Source organism: Enterobacter cloacae complex sp. HYC003_NIDB (assembly GCF_056673375.1).
This window is the reverse complement of sequence record NZ_CP114220.1, coordinates 235,897-251,830: the sequence shown is the minus strand read 5'-3', so window position 1 is coordinate 251,830 and position 15,934 is coordinate 235,897. Positions and strand designations below refer to the sequence as shown.

General features: G+C 57.7%; 9 protein-coding genes. 2 read left to right on the top strand and 7 right to left on the bottom strand.

Annotated features, from left to right (window positions below; genetic code table 11):
• Positions 1–139: 139 nt before the first annotated feature.
• Positions 140–1,462: an MFS transporter gene (locus O1722_RS01090; protein ID WP_033488101.1), complete on the top strand. Its 1,323-nt coding sequence runs from the start codon at positions 140–142 to the stop codon at positions 1,460–1,462.
• Positions 1,463–1,972: 510 nt separating this feature from the next.
• Here O1722_RS01090 and O1722_RS01085 read toward each other — a convergent pair.
• Positions 1,973–4,015, bottom strand: coding sequence for an AsmA family protein (locus O1722_RS01085; RefSeq protein WP_015571520.1), 2,043 nt, complete (start codon positions 4,013–4,015; stop codon positions 1,973–1,975).
• A gap of 65 nt (positions 4,016–4,080) precedes the next feature.
• Positions 4,081–4,854 (bottom strand): cyclic-guanylate-specific phosphodiesterase, encoded by a 774-nt coding sequence (pdeH, locus tag O1722_RS01080; protein ID WP_015571521.1) that lies wholly within the window; start codon positions 4,852–4,854, stop codon positions 4,081–4,083.
• A gap of 230 nt (positions 4,855–5,084) precedes the next feature.
• On the opposite strand from pdeH, the gene kdgK reads away from it, so the two are divergent.
• Positions 5,085–6,014 (top strand): 2-dehydro-3-deoxygluconokinase, encoded by a 930-nt coding sequence (gene kdgK / locus O1722_RS01075; RefSeq protein ID WP_017384186.1) that lies wholly within the window; start codon positions 5,085–5,087, stop codon positions 6,012–6,014.
• 62 nt (positions 6,015–6,076) lie between these two features.
• Here the strand turns inward: kdgK and O1722_RS01070 are convergent, their stop codons facing one another.
• The 5 genes from O1722_RS01070 to bcsZ form a co-directional block, all read right to left on the bottom strand.
• Positions 6,077–7,567 carry a M16 family metallopeptidase gene (locus O1722_RS01070; protein ID WP_033488102.1) on the bottom strand — a complete coding sequence of 497 codons (1,491 nt, stop codon included), beginning with the start codon at positions 7,565–7,567 and terminating at the stop codon, positions 6,077–6,079.
• Positions 7,568–7,789: 222 nt separating this feature from the next.
• Complete coding sequence (dctA, locus tag O1722_RS01065; protein ID WP_015571524.1) at positions 7,790–9,076, bottom strand: C4-dicarboxylate transporter DctC; 1,287 nt, start codon at positions 9,074–9,076, stop codon at positions 7,790–7,792.
• Positions 9,077–9,235: 159 nt separating this feature from the next.
• The gene (hmsP, locus tag O1722_RS01060) at positions 9,236–11,242 is read right to left on the bottom strand and encodes a biofilm formation regulator HmsP (RefSeq protein ID WP_017693810.1); all 2,007 of its coding nucleotides are present in this window, start codon (positions 11,240–11,242) and stop codon (positions 9,236–9,238) included.
• 120 nt (positions 11,243–11,362) lie between these two features.
• On the bottom strand, positions 11,363–14,845 hold the full coding sequence (bcsC, locus tag O1722_RS01055; RefSeq protein WP_033488103.1) for a cellulose synthase complex outer membrane protein BcsC: 3,483 nt from the start codon (positions 14,843–14,845) through the stop codon (positions 11,363–11,365).
• Entirely contained in the window at positions 14,827–15,933 is a 1,107-nt protein-coding gene (gene bcsZ / locus O1722_RS01050; protein ID WP_033488104.1) for a cellulose synthase complex periplasmic endoglucanase BcsZ, read from the bottom strand. Before bcsZ ends, bcsC begins: the two co-directional genes overlap by 19 nt.
• Position 15,934: the final 1 nt, after the last annotated feature.

The window sequence follows — 15,934 nt, the reverse complement described above, 5'->3', positions numbered from 1 at the left end:
ATAGAAGTGTTTTCGCTGGTCTGAAAATTATCCGCTTTTTGTTGCTTTTATGACCGCGCCACGCCTTTGTTACAGATTGAAATGTCGCTTTTGCTATGCCTAATATGGCCCTTCGTTCGTCCAAAAATAAGAAAATATTATGCAAGCAACAGCCACCACACTTAACGAAGGGGCGGAACACGTTCCGGTCAACTCGCGCAATAAAGTCGTCGTCGCATCGCTGATTGGCACCGCCATTGAGTTCTTCGACTTTTATATTTACGCCACCGCTGCGGTCATTGTCTTTCCGCATATTTTCTTCCCTCAGGGCGACCCGACGGCAGCCACGCTACAGTCTTTAGCCACCTTTTCTATCGCCTTCGTTGCGCGTCCGATTGGTTCAGCGGTCTTTGGGCATTTTGGCGATCGCGTCGGCCGTAAAGTGACGCTGGTTGCCTCGCTGCTGACGATGGGGATCTCCACCGTCGCCATCGGCCTGCTGCCGACCTATGAAACTATCGGCATTCTGGCGCCTGTGCTGCTGGCGCTGGCGCGCTTTGGGCAGGGTCTGGGGCTGGGCGGGGAATGGGGCGGCGCGGCACTGCTGGCGACCGAGAACGCCCCGGCGCGCAAACGAGCCCTGTATGGCTCTTTCCCGCAGCTGGGCGCACCGATTGGGTTCTTCTTTGCTAACGGCACCTTCCTGCTCCTCTCCTGGCTGCTGACTGATGAACAGTTCATGAACTGGGGCTGGCGTATTCCATTCGTCTTCTCTGCCGTGCTGGTGCTGATTGGCCTGTACGTTCGCGTGTCGCTGCACGAGACGCCGGTCTTCGCTAAAGTCGCCGCGGCGAAAAAGCAGGTTAAAGTTCCGCTGGGGACGCTGCTGACCAAACACCTCCGCGTGACCGTGCTGGGCACGTTCATCATGCTGGCGACCTACACGCTGTTCTACATCATGACCGTTTACTCCATGACCTTCAGTACCGCCGCCGCGCCGGTCGGCCTGGGCCTGCCGCGTAACGAAGTGCTGTGGATGCTGATGATGGCGGTCATCGGATTTGGCGTGATGGTGCCCATCGCGGGCCTGCTGGCGGATAAATTTGGCCGTCGTTCAAGCATGATCGTCATCACCTCGCTGATTATTCTGTTCGCGCTGTTTGTCTTCCCGCCGCTGCTGGGTTCAGGTAGCCCTGCGCTGGTGATGGCGTATCTGCTGATTGGCCTGAGCCTGATGGGGCTGACTTTTGGCCCAATGGGCGCGCTGCTGCCGGAGCTGTTCCCGACTGAAGTGCGTTACACCGGCGCGTCGTTCTCCTATAACGTTTCGTCGATTCTGGGCGCCTCGGTGGCTCCGTATATCGCCACATGGCTTCAGGCGAACTATGGCCTGTTCTATGTGGGTGTCTATCTGGCGGCAATGGCAGCGCTGACGCTGATTGCGCTGCTGCTGACGCACGAGACGAAGCATCAGGCGCTGTAAGTGAATGCCGGGTGGCGGCTACGCCTTACCCGGCCTACGATTCAGCCCTCACCCACAGGGCTGAGGGCTCCCCACAAAATAATGCCTGCACAGACGGCCCCCTCTCCCTTGAGGGAGAGGGCTGGGGTGAGGGGGAACATACGGCTCAGGTGGTCATTCCGTTCACTTTATGTTCCTTGCTACCCTGTCACGACATGAGCGGTGAACGTGCCAGGGTGGCTCAGTCGCCACCACCCTGGCGACCCGGGCTTCCGGCGGAAAATCGCCGCTTCGCGGTGCCTTCGGCTTATTCCTTCCGGCTTATCGGGGACGGGCGGAGGTAACATCCCTGTAAAGTCCGCCCTCTCGGCGCATCCCTGCGCCTCGCCCCGGCCTACAGGAAACGCCTCAGCGATTTACAGCCGGACCGAGGCATCGCTGAAAGCCCTCAGTTATTCTGAGGCAACGTTATAGCTTTTGCTTTCAAATTACTGGAGCCCCCTCTCCCCACAGGGAGAGGGAGAAACGGGACTACTTCTTCATCTGCGACAAAATCGTCCGACACTGATTCGCTTCGCCTTCTGACGGCGAAATCAACGCCAGCAGCGCCGCCGCAGGGGTGACCAGCGTAGCGAGCGCGGCGGCGACCGCACCACGCGCAATCAACGGCCCGGCCTTCACGCCCGCCTGAGGATCTTTGAAGGTCCCGCGAACGTACAGCGGCGAGCGCAGGGTGATGATACGAATGCCTTTACTTTCCGGATCGATGGTTAAATCCAGCTGCTCGGACGCCATGCTGGCGGTACCGGTGACGTTGATAACCGCGTTTTCCGTGTCGAAAGCGAAGATCTGCGGACGCGCCACGCCGTTGACCAGATCCAGATTTGCCGCCGCGCAGTTAACGCGTACTTCGTCGTCACCGAAGATTTGCCCGATGATAAAGTTCCCGACGTTCAGCCCCAGGATCTCCATCAGGTTACGGCTCACCAGCCCGTCGTTCATCAGCAGCTTCAGGTTGCCGTTTCCGCTACCCAGCAGCGCCGCTACCGAGTTACCCGTGCCGCGAATATCCGCGTCGCCGTTCATCTCACCGAGGGTTTTCTGCATCAGCTCCACGTCCGGCATCAGCTCTTTCAGCTTCAGCCGACGCGCCTGGATCTCCGCCCTTCCCTGCATTGGCTTTTTATCCCCCTCCAGGTGGATATTCGATGAGATGGTTCCCCCGGCCATGCCAAACTTCAGCGGTTGCAGGCGCAGGTCGGCGTTTTTCAGGATGATATGGGTCGAGAGGTTGCTCAGCGGCAGCGTGCTGCCATGCTCAATTTTACGTCCTTTGAAGCGCACATCCGCATCCATCACGTCCCATTTGTCGGTTTCGAAGCGGTCATAGGGCAGCACTTTACCCGCAGGCTGAACGTCCTTTTTAACCTCTTTAGACTTCGTGCCTTTGCCCGAATCTACGCCAATCAGCGGACCAAGATCGGCCAGACGCAGCTGGCGGGATTCAACGTCCCCCTCCAGTTTCGGGCGCGGTTTACCGGTGGTGTAGGTCAGCGTGCCGTGGATATCGCTGTCGCCGATGCGGCCGTTGAATCCCCGGTAGTCAAAGACGGACGATTTTTCGGTGTTGATTTTGGCAACCAGGCGCCCGTCCGTTTCAAACGGCGGGGTATCCGGCAGCAGCACGCCGGTCAAATCGTACAGTTCACCCAGCGAATCCCCGGCAAACTTAAGCTGGAGGTCGACGCCGCCCATGTTCATCGGGTCGTTAACCGTGCCCACGAACGCCACGCGGGTGTTGCCCGAGCGGAAATCCGCCTGCACCGGGAACGGCGTGCCCTCACTCCTGAGCGCCAGCATGCCGCCGATTTTGCCTTTACCGGTCAGCGGCTGGCCGTTGTAGCGCCCTTTCGCCGTCAGGCCGAAGACGTAATCGCCCGCTTTGCTGTCATCGCCTTTGGCTTTACTGCCCGTCACTTCGCTAAACGGCAGAGGCTTACCCAGCGGATCGACGAGGATCTCCACGTCAGCCTTACTCACCTTATCGTCAATGGCGATCCTCCCCCGATCGAACAGAATATTGTCGAGGCGGAAAGACCACGAAGAGGGCTGCGCATTCTGATCTTTATCGCCGCTGCTGGCGAGATCGAACGTCCAGTTGTTGTTTTTCTCTGACAGGCGAATTAGCCGCGCGTCGGGCTGCTGAAGTTTGATCCACGGCAGATACACCGTTTTGGTTAACAGGGCTAACGGCGCCAGCGTGGCTTCCACGCGCGGCAGGTGGATCATGGTCACTTCGGGGATGTCCGGCGGGTTGCCGAGAATGATGTCGTCGGCGTGAACGTGCGGCCATGGCACCCAGCTTCGCCAGCCGGTTTCCTCTTTCTGGCGCTCCCACACGACACCCAAATCGCCACGTATTGCAAAGGGGCGGTTTAGCTCGGTTGAGACTTTCTGGTTGATGGTCGGTTTGAGCCGGTTCCAGTCAAACGTGGCGATAATGATGATTAAGACCACGATCAGCAACAAGAAAATCCCTGCTGTCCAGGAAATCACCCTGGTTGTTTTTGTCATTGTTGTCCCCTTTCCTGATGAACTTGCCTCTAAAACTATAGTTCAGACAAAGGGAAGCGGGCAGATCAGAGGGTAGTTATCACCTTTTCCAGGGTATCCATGGGGACAGGACGAGAGAGGAAATAACCCTGTGCCGCCGCTGCCGGGGAATTTTGCACGTCGCGCCACTCCTCCAGCGTCTCTACGCCTTCCACAATGACGCCCTGGCAATAGCGGTTCATCAGTTGCAGGAGCATCGTAAACAGGTTCCGTCCCTCCGGCGTCTGGCGCAGCATGATAAACAGATCGCGGGCCACTTTGATGTAGTCATAACGCACTTCGCTCAGGGCGGAGAAGTTGGCCATACCGGTACCGAAATCATCCAGCCACAGCGGGCCAAACTCACACATCGAGGCAAACGAGGAGTCCTGTGGCAGCTGAACATGTTCCACCAGCTCGAAGCGCATCCACGGCAAGGTGGCAATCAGCGCCTGCAATGTCGCGTTCTGACGTAACGCCATCAGGGTTGGGCCATCCACGTTCACCGACGCCAGAATACCGTGCTGCTCGAAGAACGCCTGCTTCGTCGCCAGCATTCTCAGCTGCTCTTCCAGCACGTCGATACGCTGACGCACGGCAACCTCCGCAAAATAGCGGTCCGGTGCAATACGCTGTGAAGGATTCGATGGATGAGTGACGACCGTTAACACCTCAATCGCCATTAACCGACCGTCGGTACGGTAGATGGGCTGATAGGTGTACGCTCGCTCACATTGCAGCCAGTAGCGATGCTCCTGCAAGTTCTCAATACTTGCCTCAGGCGTAGTGCTCAGCCGCTGGATAACCTGCTCTGACTTCATTTCGGATGTCCTGTTGTATGGGATAGCCTTTCTGGACTCGTCACTGAGTTATCGGCCCGCCAGGTGAGAACTTTATGTTCAATTCACCGGGAAAATGAAATTAAGATGACAGAAATATGCCGGAATACGCGCTGGCTCAAAAAAAATAATGGAACGTCGTTTTAATATAGTTGACCATAAAAAACACACAGCGCACACTACCCTTAATTACTTTGTTCAGGTTCACGACTATGTCTAAAAAAATTGCCGTGATTGGCGAATGCATGATTGAGCTGTCCCAGAAAGGCGCGGAAGTCAGCCGCGGTTTTGGTGGCGATACATTGAACACCTCCGTTTACATTGCCCGTCAGGTCGCCCCCGACGCGCTGAGCGTGAGCTACGTTACCGCGCTGGGAACGGACAGCTTCAGCCAGCAGATGCTGGAAGCCTGGCAGGGTGAAAACGTTGGGACCTCGCTGATCCAGCGAATGGAAAACCGCCTGCCGGGTTTGTACTACATCGAAACCGACAGCACCGGCGAGCGCACCTTCTATTACTGGCGTAATGAAGCGGCCGCCAAATTCTGGCTGGAAAGCGAGGCCGCCGCTGCCATTTGCGAAGAACTGGCGACCTTCGATTATCTCTACCTGAGCGGGATCAGCCTGGCGATCCTGAGCCAGGAGAGCCGTGAAAAGCTGCTGTCACTGCTGCGCGAATGCCGGGCCAATGGCGGTAAGGTGATTTTCGATAACAACTACCGTCCGCGTTTGTGGGCCAGCCGCGAAGAGACGCAGCAGGTCTACCAGCAGATGCTCGAATGCACCGATATCGCCTTCCTGACGCTGGATGATGAAGATGCTCTGTGGGGCGAAAAACCGGTTGATGAGGTCATTGCCCGGACGCAGGCTGCCGGGGTCAGCGAAGTGGTGATCAAGCGCGGGGCGGAGTCTTGCCTGGTGGCGGTTGCGGGTGAAGCCGTGACAGAGGTGCCGGCGGTGAAGCTGGCGAAAGAGAAGGTAATCGATACCACGGCGGCGGGAGATTCTTTCAGCGCGGGGTATCTGGCGGTACGTCTGACGGGGGGAACGCCGGAAGCGGCGGCGCAGCGCGGTCACTTGACGGCCAGCACGGTGATTCAGTATCGCGGAGCGATTATTCCGCGCGAGGCGATGCCTGCTTAAGGACTGTGCGGGCTGATGCCCGCACCCTAACCCTCTCCCTCAGGGCTGAGGGAACGCAGAGCTTACTGGCCCTGCGGAATATCGCTCGCATCCTGGTGTAAATCATCGGCTGCCGTTTGCGCTGGCTGCGGCGGCGTCGCCATGATGGCGCTCCAGGTGGCCTTCAACTCTTTCATGTCATATTCCGGCTCACCTTTCGGCTGCAACAGAATCAACGCCATATCCTGCGACAGCTGCTGACGCAGATCCTGATTCAGCATCTCCACGGTCAGACCGTTCAGGAAGTCCTGACGCAGTTTCTGATACTGCTCCGGCGCGATATCCACCACCTGATTCTGCAAGGAGCGAATGCGCTGGCTGATTAAGATATCGGTATCGGCGCGGGCATAGGTGGCGAACAGTTTCTGCAATTCGAGGGATTTCTGCGCCACCAGCGCGTTAAACTCCTCTTCAGACAGGCCCTGTTTCCGCACTTTAGCCAGCTCTTTCGCCACCACGCCGAGATTGGCATTCAGCTTATCGCCCGGCGATTCCACGTTAATGGCGCACTGGGCGCGCTGGAACAGCACTCGGCAGTCAAAGCCCAGGCCAATATCTTTCACGTTGTTCTTGCTGAGCGTCTGCTGAACGTGCCAGAACAGCGCTTCACGCGCGAGATCCGCACGCCAGTAACGCAACAGCGCAGAAGACTCGCGGATCGGCTGCCAGGCCGTATCCCACATCATTGAAAGACGATCCTGACGCACGGTATCCGTCATGATGCTGACCGTCTCAGGACGCAGCGGGGACAAGGTAGGAACAGGGGCGGGCGTTTCACGCTTCCCTTTCAGATCGCCAAATGCTTTGTTGATCTGTTCTATCACCGCACGGCTGTCCACGTTGCCCACCACAATCAGGGTCATGGCATCCGGGGTGTACCACTGCTGGTAGAAAGATTTCACCTGCGCGGCATCAACCGGCTGTTTCAGCGGCTCTGCCGGGTCGTGGCCAAGCAGCGTTGACCCTTTCAGGCGGTAGCGCCACCAGCCTTCTTTGGTATCCGTCGGCCAGGTCGCCACCATGTCGCTGTTGCTCAACGCATAGTTAACGGTCTCAGGCGTAATCGCCAGTTTGCCGGTGGCATCCGAAAGGTAGGTCAGCGCTTCTTTAAGCAGATCGTTACGGTTGTTGGGCAGGCTCAGGTTAAACATGGTGTAGTCATAGGAGACCACAGCCGGGGGCAGCGGGCGTTTCGGATCGATGGCCTGTTGCCATAAAGAACGCACCTGAACCGCCTGCAAACTGCCGCTCTGGGTGAGCGCCAGTCGAGGAATAAAGTGGCTTAAGCCGGTCTGCTGGGTGCTTTCAGTGAGGGAGCCGGTATTCACAGAAAGACGGATTTCAATGCGATCGCTCGGACGTTGCGGAGTGGATAATACCTGCCACTGGAAACCGTTCGCCAGTGTTCCCTGTTGCCAGGCCGGGTCTGGCTGGAGCGCATCTGCCTGCACATAACTGGCTGCTGCCATCATCAGCAAACCGCCGGTTAAGAGTCGAATTTTTGTGCCCTGCATGTGAACCCCTGATCAACATTCCTGGTTAAAGAGAGTGTCTCGCGACGTGAGCACTCAAAGATGACGATGAAAACCTTCCGATTAGACAGCGTGTTCGGCTAAACGTCACGGGCGGAAGTGAAATATACCCAAAAAAAATCTTGTCGAATTATGACAGGTATGAACGGTTATTATGCGCAGGTGCCCGCATCCCCACAAGGGAATACGGGCATTTATGAGGGATTAAGAGGATAAACCGGGGGTTTTGTCCTCAGATGTGCGGTTATTCAGCGTATCGTTAAGCTTCTTGTGATCCAGCTCTTTCACCCACTTCGCCACCACAATCGTCGCCACGCCATTGCCGACCAGGTTGGTTAACGCACGGGCTTCAGACATAAAGCGGTCAATACCGAGGATCAGGGCCAGGCCCGCCACCGGCAGATGGCCCACCGCCGAAATGGTGGCCGCCAGCACGATAAATCCGCTGCCCGTTACGCCCGCCGCCCCTTTTGAAGAGAGCAGAAGCACCACCAGCAGCGTAATCTGATGGAAGATATCCATGTGGCTGTTAGTGGCCTGGGCAATAAAGACCGCCGCCATCGTCAGGTATATCGAGGTGCCGTCCAGGTTAAAGGAGTAGCCCGTAGGAATAACCAGCCCCACCACTGACTTACGGCAGCCCAGCTTTTCCATTTTATCGAGCATACGCGGCAGCGCGGACTCCGAAGAGGATGTGCCGAGGACAATCAGCAGCTCTTCACGAATGTAACGGATAAATTTGAAGATGCTGAAGCCGGTCGCACGGGCGATGGAGCCGAGCACCACCACCACAAACAGAATACAGGTGATGTAGAAACAGACGATCAGCTGGCCAAGCTGTACCAGCGTGCCGACGCCATATTTCCCGATGGTGAAGGCCATCGCGCCAAAGGCGCCAATCGGGGCCAGACGCATGATCATGTTGATGATGCCGAAGATCACCTGCGAGAAGCTTTCAATGACGTTAAAAATCAGCTGGCCTTTGCTGCCAAGACGGTGCAGGGCAAAGCCAAAAAGCACGGCAAACAGCAGCACCTGGAGGATGTTTCCGCTGGCGAACGCGCCAATCACGCTGCTCGGGATCACGTCCAGCAGGAAGGCAACAATCCCCTGATCTTTCGCCTGTTCAGCGTAAACCGCCACCGCTTTCGCATCCAGCGTGGCCGGGTCGACGTTCATGCCCGCGCCAGGCTGTACCACGTTGACAATTATCAGACCGATAATCAGCGCGATGGTACTGACAATCTCGAAGTACAGCAGGGCAACCGCCCCCGTACGCCCGACCGCCTTCATGCTTTCCATGCCAGCGATACCGGTCACCACGGTACAGAAAATGACCGGCGCGATGATCATTTTGATGAGCTTAACGAACGCGTCGCCAAGCGGTTTCATCTGCGCGCCCAGCTCCGGATAGTAGTGACCGAGCAGAATACCGATGGCGATGGCTGTCAGGACCTGGAAGTAAAGACTTTTGAAGAGTGAGGTTTTCATAGGGTGTCCCTGGAAAGAAAAACTACAGGCTTTGTAAGGTTATGGTTAACCTGCGGCTTTAAAATAACACCCACATAACAGGACAGAAATAAACGGGGTTCAAATTTGAAACACAAATGTTAAGAACTTTGAGCTGGCTCGCACAAGCCAGCAACAAAATTACACTTTTGCGTTATTGCCAGCGTCGGCGAGATAGCGTTTCTCAAAGATATCCGTCGGTACGGCGCGGTCAAACAGGAAGCCCTGTCCGCTCTCCACGCCCGCCGCAGCCAGCCACTCACGCTGGGCGTCGGTTTCAATACCCTCGGCAATGACGTGCAGATTCAGGCTGTGCGCCATCTGAATAATGGCCTGTACCAGGCTGCAATCCTCCGGCAGCCCTTCCACAAAGGTTTTGTCGATTTTCAGGACGTCCACCGGCAACGTTTTCATGTGCTGGAGCTGACGCAGGCCGGAATACCCCATACCAAAATCGTCCAGCGCAATGCGGATCCCGGCATTACGCAGTGGTTTCAGAATGGCGACAGCATCGTCAGGATTGTCGATACAACGGCTCTCGGTGACTTCCAGGATCAACGTGTGGGGCTGAATGCGGTAGCGGTGGATCAACTCGAGCATCTCCGGCACCATGGTCGGGTGCATCAGCTGTAGCGCAGAGAGATTCACCGACAGCGGCAGCGTGATGCCCCGTTGTTGCCAGGCCGCAAGCTGGCGGCAGGACTCTTCCAGCACCCAGTAGCCGACGGTGACCATCAGGCCGCAGGACTCGATACGTTCGATCATCCCCTCAGGCAGCTCCCACGTGCCGTCCGGCTGTTGCATACGCAGCAACGCTTCGGCGCTGGTCACTTCACCCGTGCGCAAATTGACCTGCGGCTGTAGCCAGAGCGCAAACTGGCGATTGTCCATCGCCGTCAGAATGTCGCTCTCTTCCGTCAGGCGCTGCTGGGCTTTTTCCATCTGCTCCGGATCAAAGAACTGGATCTGGTTTTTGCCTTTCCGGCGCGCGGTGAACGCGGCCGAGAAGGCCCGACGATAAAGCTGCTCGGCGGTCAGCCCCCCGTAGTACATCGCAATACCGATGCTGGCGCTCGGGCGAAGCTGGATACCCTGAATGGGCAGCCGCTCATTAATGACAGTGAGTACTTGCTGACCTAGCGTAATGGCGTGCCACGGCTCTTTAACACCGTGCGCGATCACCACCAGGTCATAACCGCTGACCTGGGTGAGCACCATGCGCGGCGCCAGAACGGATTTCACCTTTTCCACCAGCGTCAGCAACAGCATCTCGCGCTGGCTCTCTTTCAGCACGCCCGCCGTGTCCTGCAAGGTTTCGCAGGCAATCACCATCAGCGCGGTGGTCTGCTGGCGGGCAACGGTCTGCTCCAGCAAGGCCATTAAAAACGCTTTGTTTGGCAGATCGGATACCGGAAAACGGGTGGCGTTGCTACTGAGCTCTTCCTGCTGACGCAGGACACGCTGCTGGTTGATATTGTAACTCCGGACCAGCATGCCAATTTCATCGTCGTGATGCAGGCGCGGCAAGGGAAGCTGATGCCCCATGTGCTCCTGTGGAGAGAGGTCGTTCAGCTCCCGGGCTATGCGGCGCAACGGATGCACAATTAACCGGTTGATACACCACGTCAGCGCCACGCTCAGCATTAGTGTCAAAAGTAAGTAAGTAGTCACTAACGTAGCAACCCAACTCATGACGAATTTATACATGCGGTACGAGTCGGCCTGTAGCACCAGGTAGGCCAGCGGCTGCGGGTTAGCCGGTCTTTCCAGGGAATAGAGAGGCAGGGAAATTTGCACCGGCAGTTCAAACAGGCGCATCACCATCATCGGGACGGGACGCTCCGGGATAAAACTCATCCGCAGCGCCTGGAACTGGTTCGGCAGCACGACATCCGCGCGGCTCACGATACCGGCGGGCTGAATGCGCTTCAGGATGGATTCCGCCTCGGGGATATCCCCTTTCAGGATCGAGGCTGACAGGGGTTCCCGCACCGAGCGGGCAATACTTTCCAGTTGCGAAGCCGTGTTATAGCGATTCTGCTGTACGGAGTGAAACAGCAAAATGACGCAGAAGATGAAGACAAACAGCATTGTGACGGCAGACACCATCGCCATCTGTTTGATCGTTAAGGAACGGCTGACACGCAAAATGACTCTCCACAAAACTCGAAGCGCAGGGCGCACCAGGGTGTAAACCTGGTGCGCCCGAGTATACCCGATAGCTGCACTTTTAAGAGAGACTTACAATTAGATTAAGAAAAAATCCGATCACCAGTCTGCATAAGGCACCAGCGGTTCCGGTGGTAAGTCCATATCACCCTGCCAGCCCGCGGCAGAATACCGAACGTAGAGCAGCGCATGGCTCGGGGTATAGTCTTTTGCTTCCTGAATATCGACGCCCAGACCGACAAACCAGTTGGACGTCACGCGGCGTTCAACAATCGCCCTTGCGGTATAACCCGTCCCTGACGAGCTACTTCCGGTTTCCATCACACCTTTATCGGTATAACGGCCTGGCTCATTGTCCGGGATCAGCCCCTGTAACGGATAACGCATCACATCTTTTGTTTTTGAATGAGACCAGGAGACGGAGCCGCCCAGCTCCCATGACCAGTTCTCTGTGCGTTTACGCCAGTTCACCGGTAAGGCGAACGACACATACTCCTGGGGACTGTAGTAACCGCCCTGGCCCAGCGAATAGCCACTTAAATCCTTATCGTAATGCCAGAGCATGTTGGACACGCCCACCGTCAGGCGTTCGTTGTTCTGATTGATGAGCTTGTAGTAATAGCCGGTCATCCAGCGGACGCGCCAGTTATCTTCGACATTCTTCCCGGTGAGGCTGTCGGCACTCAGGCTTGACCAGATCCCGTTAGCTTCGCCTTTGTCGTAGCTCATGCTCACGCCGCCACCGGTGGCACGCACGCCGCCCCAGGTGGTGTCGGTATTGGGATCTTTTTGCCCGGCGAAGGCCAGCACCGAGCTGGAAATCGGACGGCGATGGGCGTTCAGGGTGTAGCCAATCGGCCCTAAATCGTTGCTATAGCTCAGGCTGCCCACCACATCGACCACGTCGAAGCCCATCGGCGTTGTACCGATATCCCACGCCCAGGTTTTGTTCTGCCAGCCGACGGCCACGCTGGCGCCGTTGGCCGACTGGTTCGTGCTGCCGTGACATGGCGTTTCGGCACAGGTACCCCATGTCGGATCGTAGGTTCCGTTATCGGTGGCAAAGGAACCGGCGTTCATATTGACCAGATCGCTACGGAAGAACATACGTCCATCCGACAGCGGCGCATCAACCTGGAGCATGGTGGTGTGCGCTTTCAGGTCGGAATAGCCCCCCGTGCCGCTGGACCCCCAGTAGTCGTGTTGCAGCGTGACGTTCAGATCCTGCTGACGATAAAGATCGCCTGCATCGCTGCGCACGCCGCGCTTCAGCCAGTCATCTTTCTCATCATTACGCGTGAGCCGCGTAAAGCTGTCGTTATCGGTCGGACGGGTCGTTGTGATGCCCGATGAGACCATCGCATCTTTCCAGGTGTCCAGCGCCTGCTGAGGCTGACCATTTTGTGCCTGGAAACGGGCGGCATCGCGCATCACCAGCGCACTTTCCATCGAAGGCGGCTGCGATTTGGCCTGCGGAAGAATGGCGTTGAAGGTCTTTTCTGCCGCGGCATGATCACCCAGGCCAGCCTGCGCCATGGCAAGCCGGCGCTGCATATTGATGGAGAGCGGTTCGCCGTTCTGTGCCGCGGGCAGTTTCGCCAGCGCCGCGCGCGCCGCGTCCTTGTTACCCTGGGCAAGAGAGACCTCGGTCAGGCCGAGGATCGCGTCTTCGTTCTGCGGTTCGCGTTGCAGGACGGTGTTGTAGGCGGTTTTCGCGGCCTCATGATCGCCACGCTGTTCAGCCCAGTCCGCCAGCGTCAGGTCAATACGGGTGGACGGAGGCTGCTGGCGAAGCAACGTTTCCGCCTCCTGCTCTTTTCCACTGTCGCGCAGGCGGTTGGCGGTTTCCAGCACCTGGTTACTTTGCAGGCGGTCCGCCAGCGCCTGAATGTTGCCGTTCCACTTGTCGCGCGGCAGCGTGTTCAGATGCGCCAGCGCCGCCCGGTCCTGATCGTTACCGGACAGGTACAGCCCGCTGGCGTAAACCTGATCCGGATCGCCCGGTTTCTGGCTTGCCAGCTGACGCATCAGGTTATCCGCCTGGCTGCGCTGACCCGCGCTATACAGATCGCGTGACAGTCGGTAGGTGATCCACACGTCGCCCGGGGAAAGCGCAAGGCGTCGGCGCTGAAGTTCTGCGGCCTGCGCATATTTCCCCTCGCTTTCCAGCTGTTCGGCCTGGGCTGACAACTGCTCGTTCGTCAGGCTACGTTCAATATCATCAATGCTGCGGCGCTGGCTGGCAGAGAGCGACTGAATAAACTGCGTCGCCTTCTCCGGAGACTGCGCGCGATAAATATTGGCGAGACCGCGTACCGCGTTGCTGTTGCCGCTGTCCATCCGCAACGTCTGGCGGTAATAGCGCTCGGCCGCGTCGTTATCTTTGCGCGCCGCCGCCGCATCACCGAGGCCCAGAACCGCGTAGCTGTCGGTATTGTCGATATTGCGCGCCTGCTGGTAATAGCGTTCGGCCTGGGCCGTATTGTTGGCTTTCAGGGCGTTATCCCCCTGCTGGATCAGCAGCCAGTATCGGTTGACCTTCAGCAGGCTGTCCCATTTGCCCCGGTTATCGCTCTGCGGATCGAGGGCGATCGCCTTTTCAAACTGCGCAACCGCACGCGCGCGATCGCCTTTCTGAGAATAGGCCTGCCCCAGCGCGCCTACGGCTTCACTGTCGGCGTGGTTGGCGCTGACTGCTTTTTGCAACTCCGTTATCGCTTTACTGCCCTGCCCGGCATCCACTGCGGCTAACCCTTCGGCTTTGGCGCGGAACGCCGGATCGGCGAGCTGTTTTTGCTGCGCTTCAAGCTGGGCGCGCGCCGCCGTCACGTTATCGCCATCGCTGAACACGCTCAGGTATTGTTGCAGCGCGGTAACGCTGGCGCTGCTGGCCGGCTGATCTTTGATCTGCTGGTACCACATGTCCGACGCCTGACTGCGGCCATTGTTCGATTTGGCCATCTCCTGTAACACCGCAAACCCTTCATCACGCCGTCCGCTCTGGAACAAAAGCTGTGCCAGCGAGGACTGTAGCGGGACGTTGCCCGGACTGCTGGCGTTTATTTTCTTAAGCTGATTAATGGCCAGGTTGCGGCGGGCTGGCTCTTTCGCCACCACGTTCCAGTACTCCGTCGCGATGTCGCCACTGGGCGGCTTACCGTCAAACAGTTTGTCATACGCGGCAATGGCTTCCTGGGTGTGCCCGGTGGTGGCAAGCAGGCGAGCCTGCTGGAGGGCCTGGCGACCATCCGGCGTGGAGAGCAGCATGGTAGTACGGGAGGACTGATAGGCACTGGAATCGGGCGCCATTCCTTTCAGGCGATCCAGCTCTTTTTGCGCGCCCGCCGTATCGCCCTGTCGTAACAGGTAGCGGAAGCGCGCGGCAATCACGTCCGGGTTGTTGGGGTCGATCAGCTCAAGGCGATAGAGCGACTGGCGCACTAAATCCTCACGCTGGGTGGATTCCCCCAGACGGACCTGTTCCAGCAGCTGTCTCTGCTGCGGGGAGTTGGCGGCCTGGGCCAGGGGCATTAGCGCCAGGCCAAGCGATAAGGTGAGTAGATTCAGTGTGAACGTGCGCATTCCTGGCCCCAGTCCGGTAGTAATTCACCTTGCACGGTGAAACGAAAACGATGCTGATCCCACCCTTGTCCAAAGAGGGTCAGAACGTAGCTGTAATAAGCATTGTTATCGGGAAAACGATCGGCGACGTGCTGGCGTTGCACCGCTTGCGCGTCCCGGTTTTGTAAAAACGGAAGGAGGGAGGCAGAAAACCCTACCGGCCCATCTCCGGTGCGTTTCCCGGTCACGACGTCCACTTTCTCCGGCGGCAAGCCTTGTTTGATTGTGGTGGTCGCCATGGGCTTGAAACGCGTCAGTAGCCGGGCTTTCTGCGGATCGTTATCGTTCATCATCCCTACCCACAGATAGACGCGAATCGCATCGTAGCTGCCGATCAGGGATGCATCCTGCGACAGCTGCCAGCCGCCCTTTTTCTGGTATTTCACCCAGTTCGGGGAAAATCCTTTAGGCGCGGTCTCCAGCAGCAGACGCAGGTTGGTTTCACGGAGCGTCGTCCACGGCGCGCCAAAACGGGTGAAATAGCTCGCAAGCTGCGGCGGCAGGTAGCTGGGGTTGAAGCGCCAGACGCTCTCTTCGGCAAAACCGACTTTACCCGGCAGCAGCATAGAACCCAGCCCCGGCACCTTCACCACTTCCTCACTGGCAATGCGCGTCAACAGCGCCTTACCCGTGCGCGTGTAATCGGGATTTTTCCACAGCCGCCCGGCTTCCAGCAGCGACCAGGCAATCCAGATATCGGCATCAGACGCGGAGTTAGGGTCGATAACCGCCCAGGTTTCGTCGTCCTTTTTCCCCCACAGCCAGGCCGGGAGATGTTGGGTTAAATCTCCCTCGGCAAGGTTATCGCGCGTCCATGCCAGCAGCAGATCGAACGCCTTGCGATCGTTTGCCGCGAGGGCAAAGAACAGTCCGTAGCTTTGCCCTTCGGAGGTGGTGATTTTGCGCGCGTCACTGGGATCAATGACGCGTCCACTTTCGCTCATATAATCCTGCTTGAACGTCTCCCAGGCAGGCCAGCGACAGGCGGCGTGAAGATTCGCCGCCGCCAGCATCAACGCTGCGACTACACACCCGCGAAAGATTTTCATC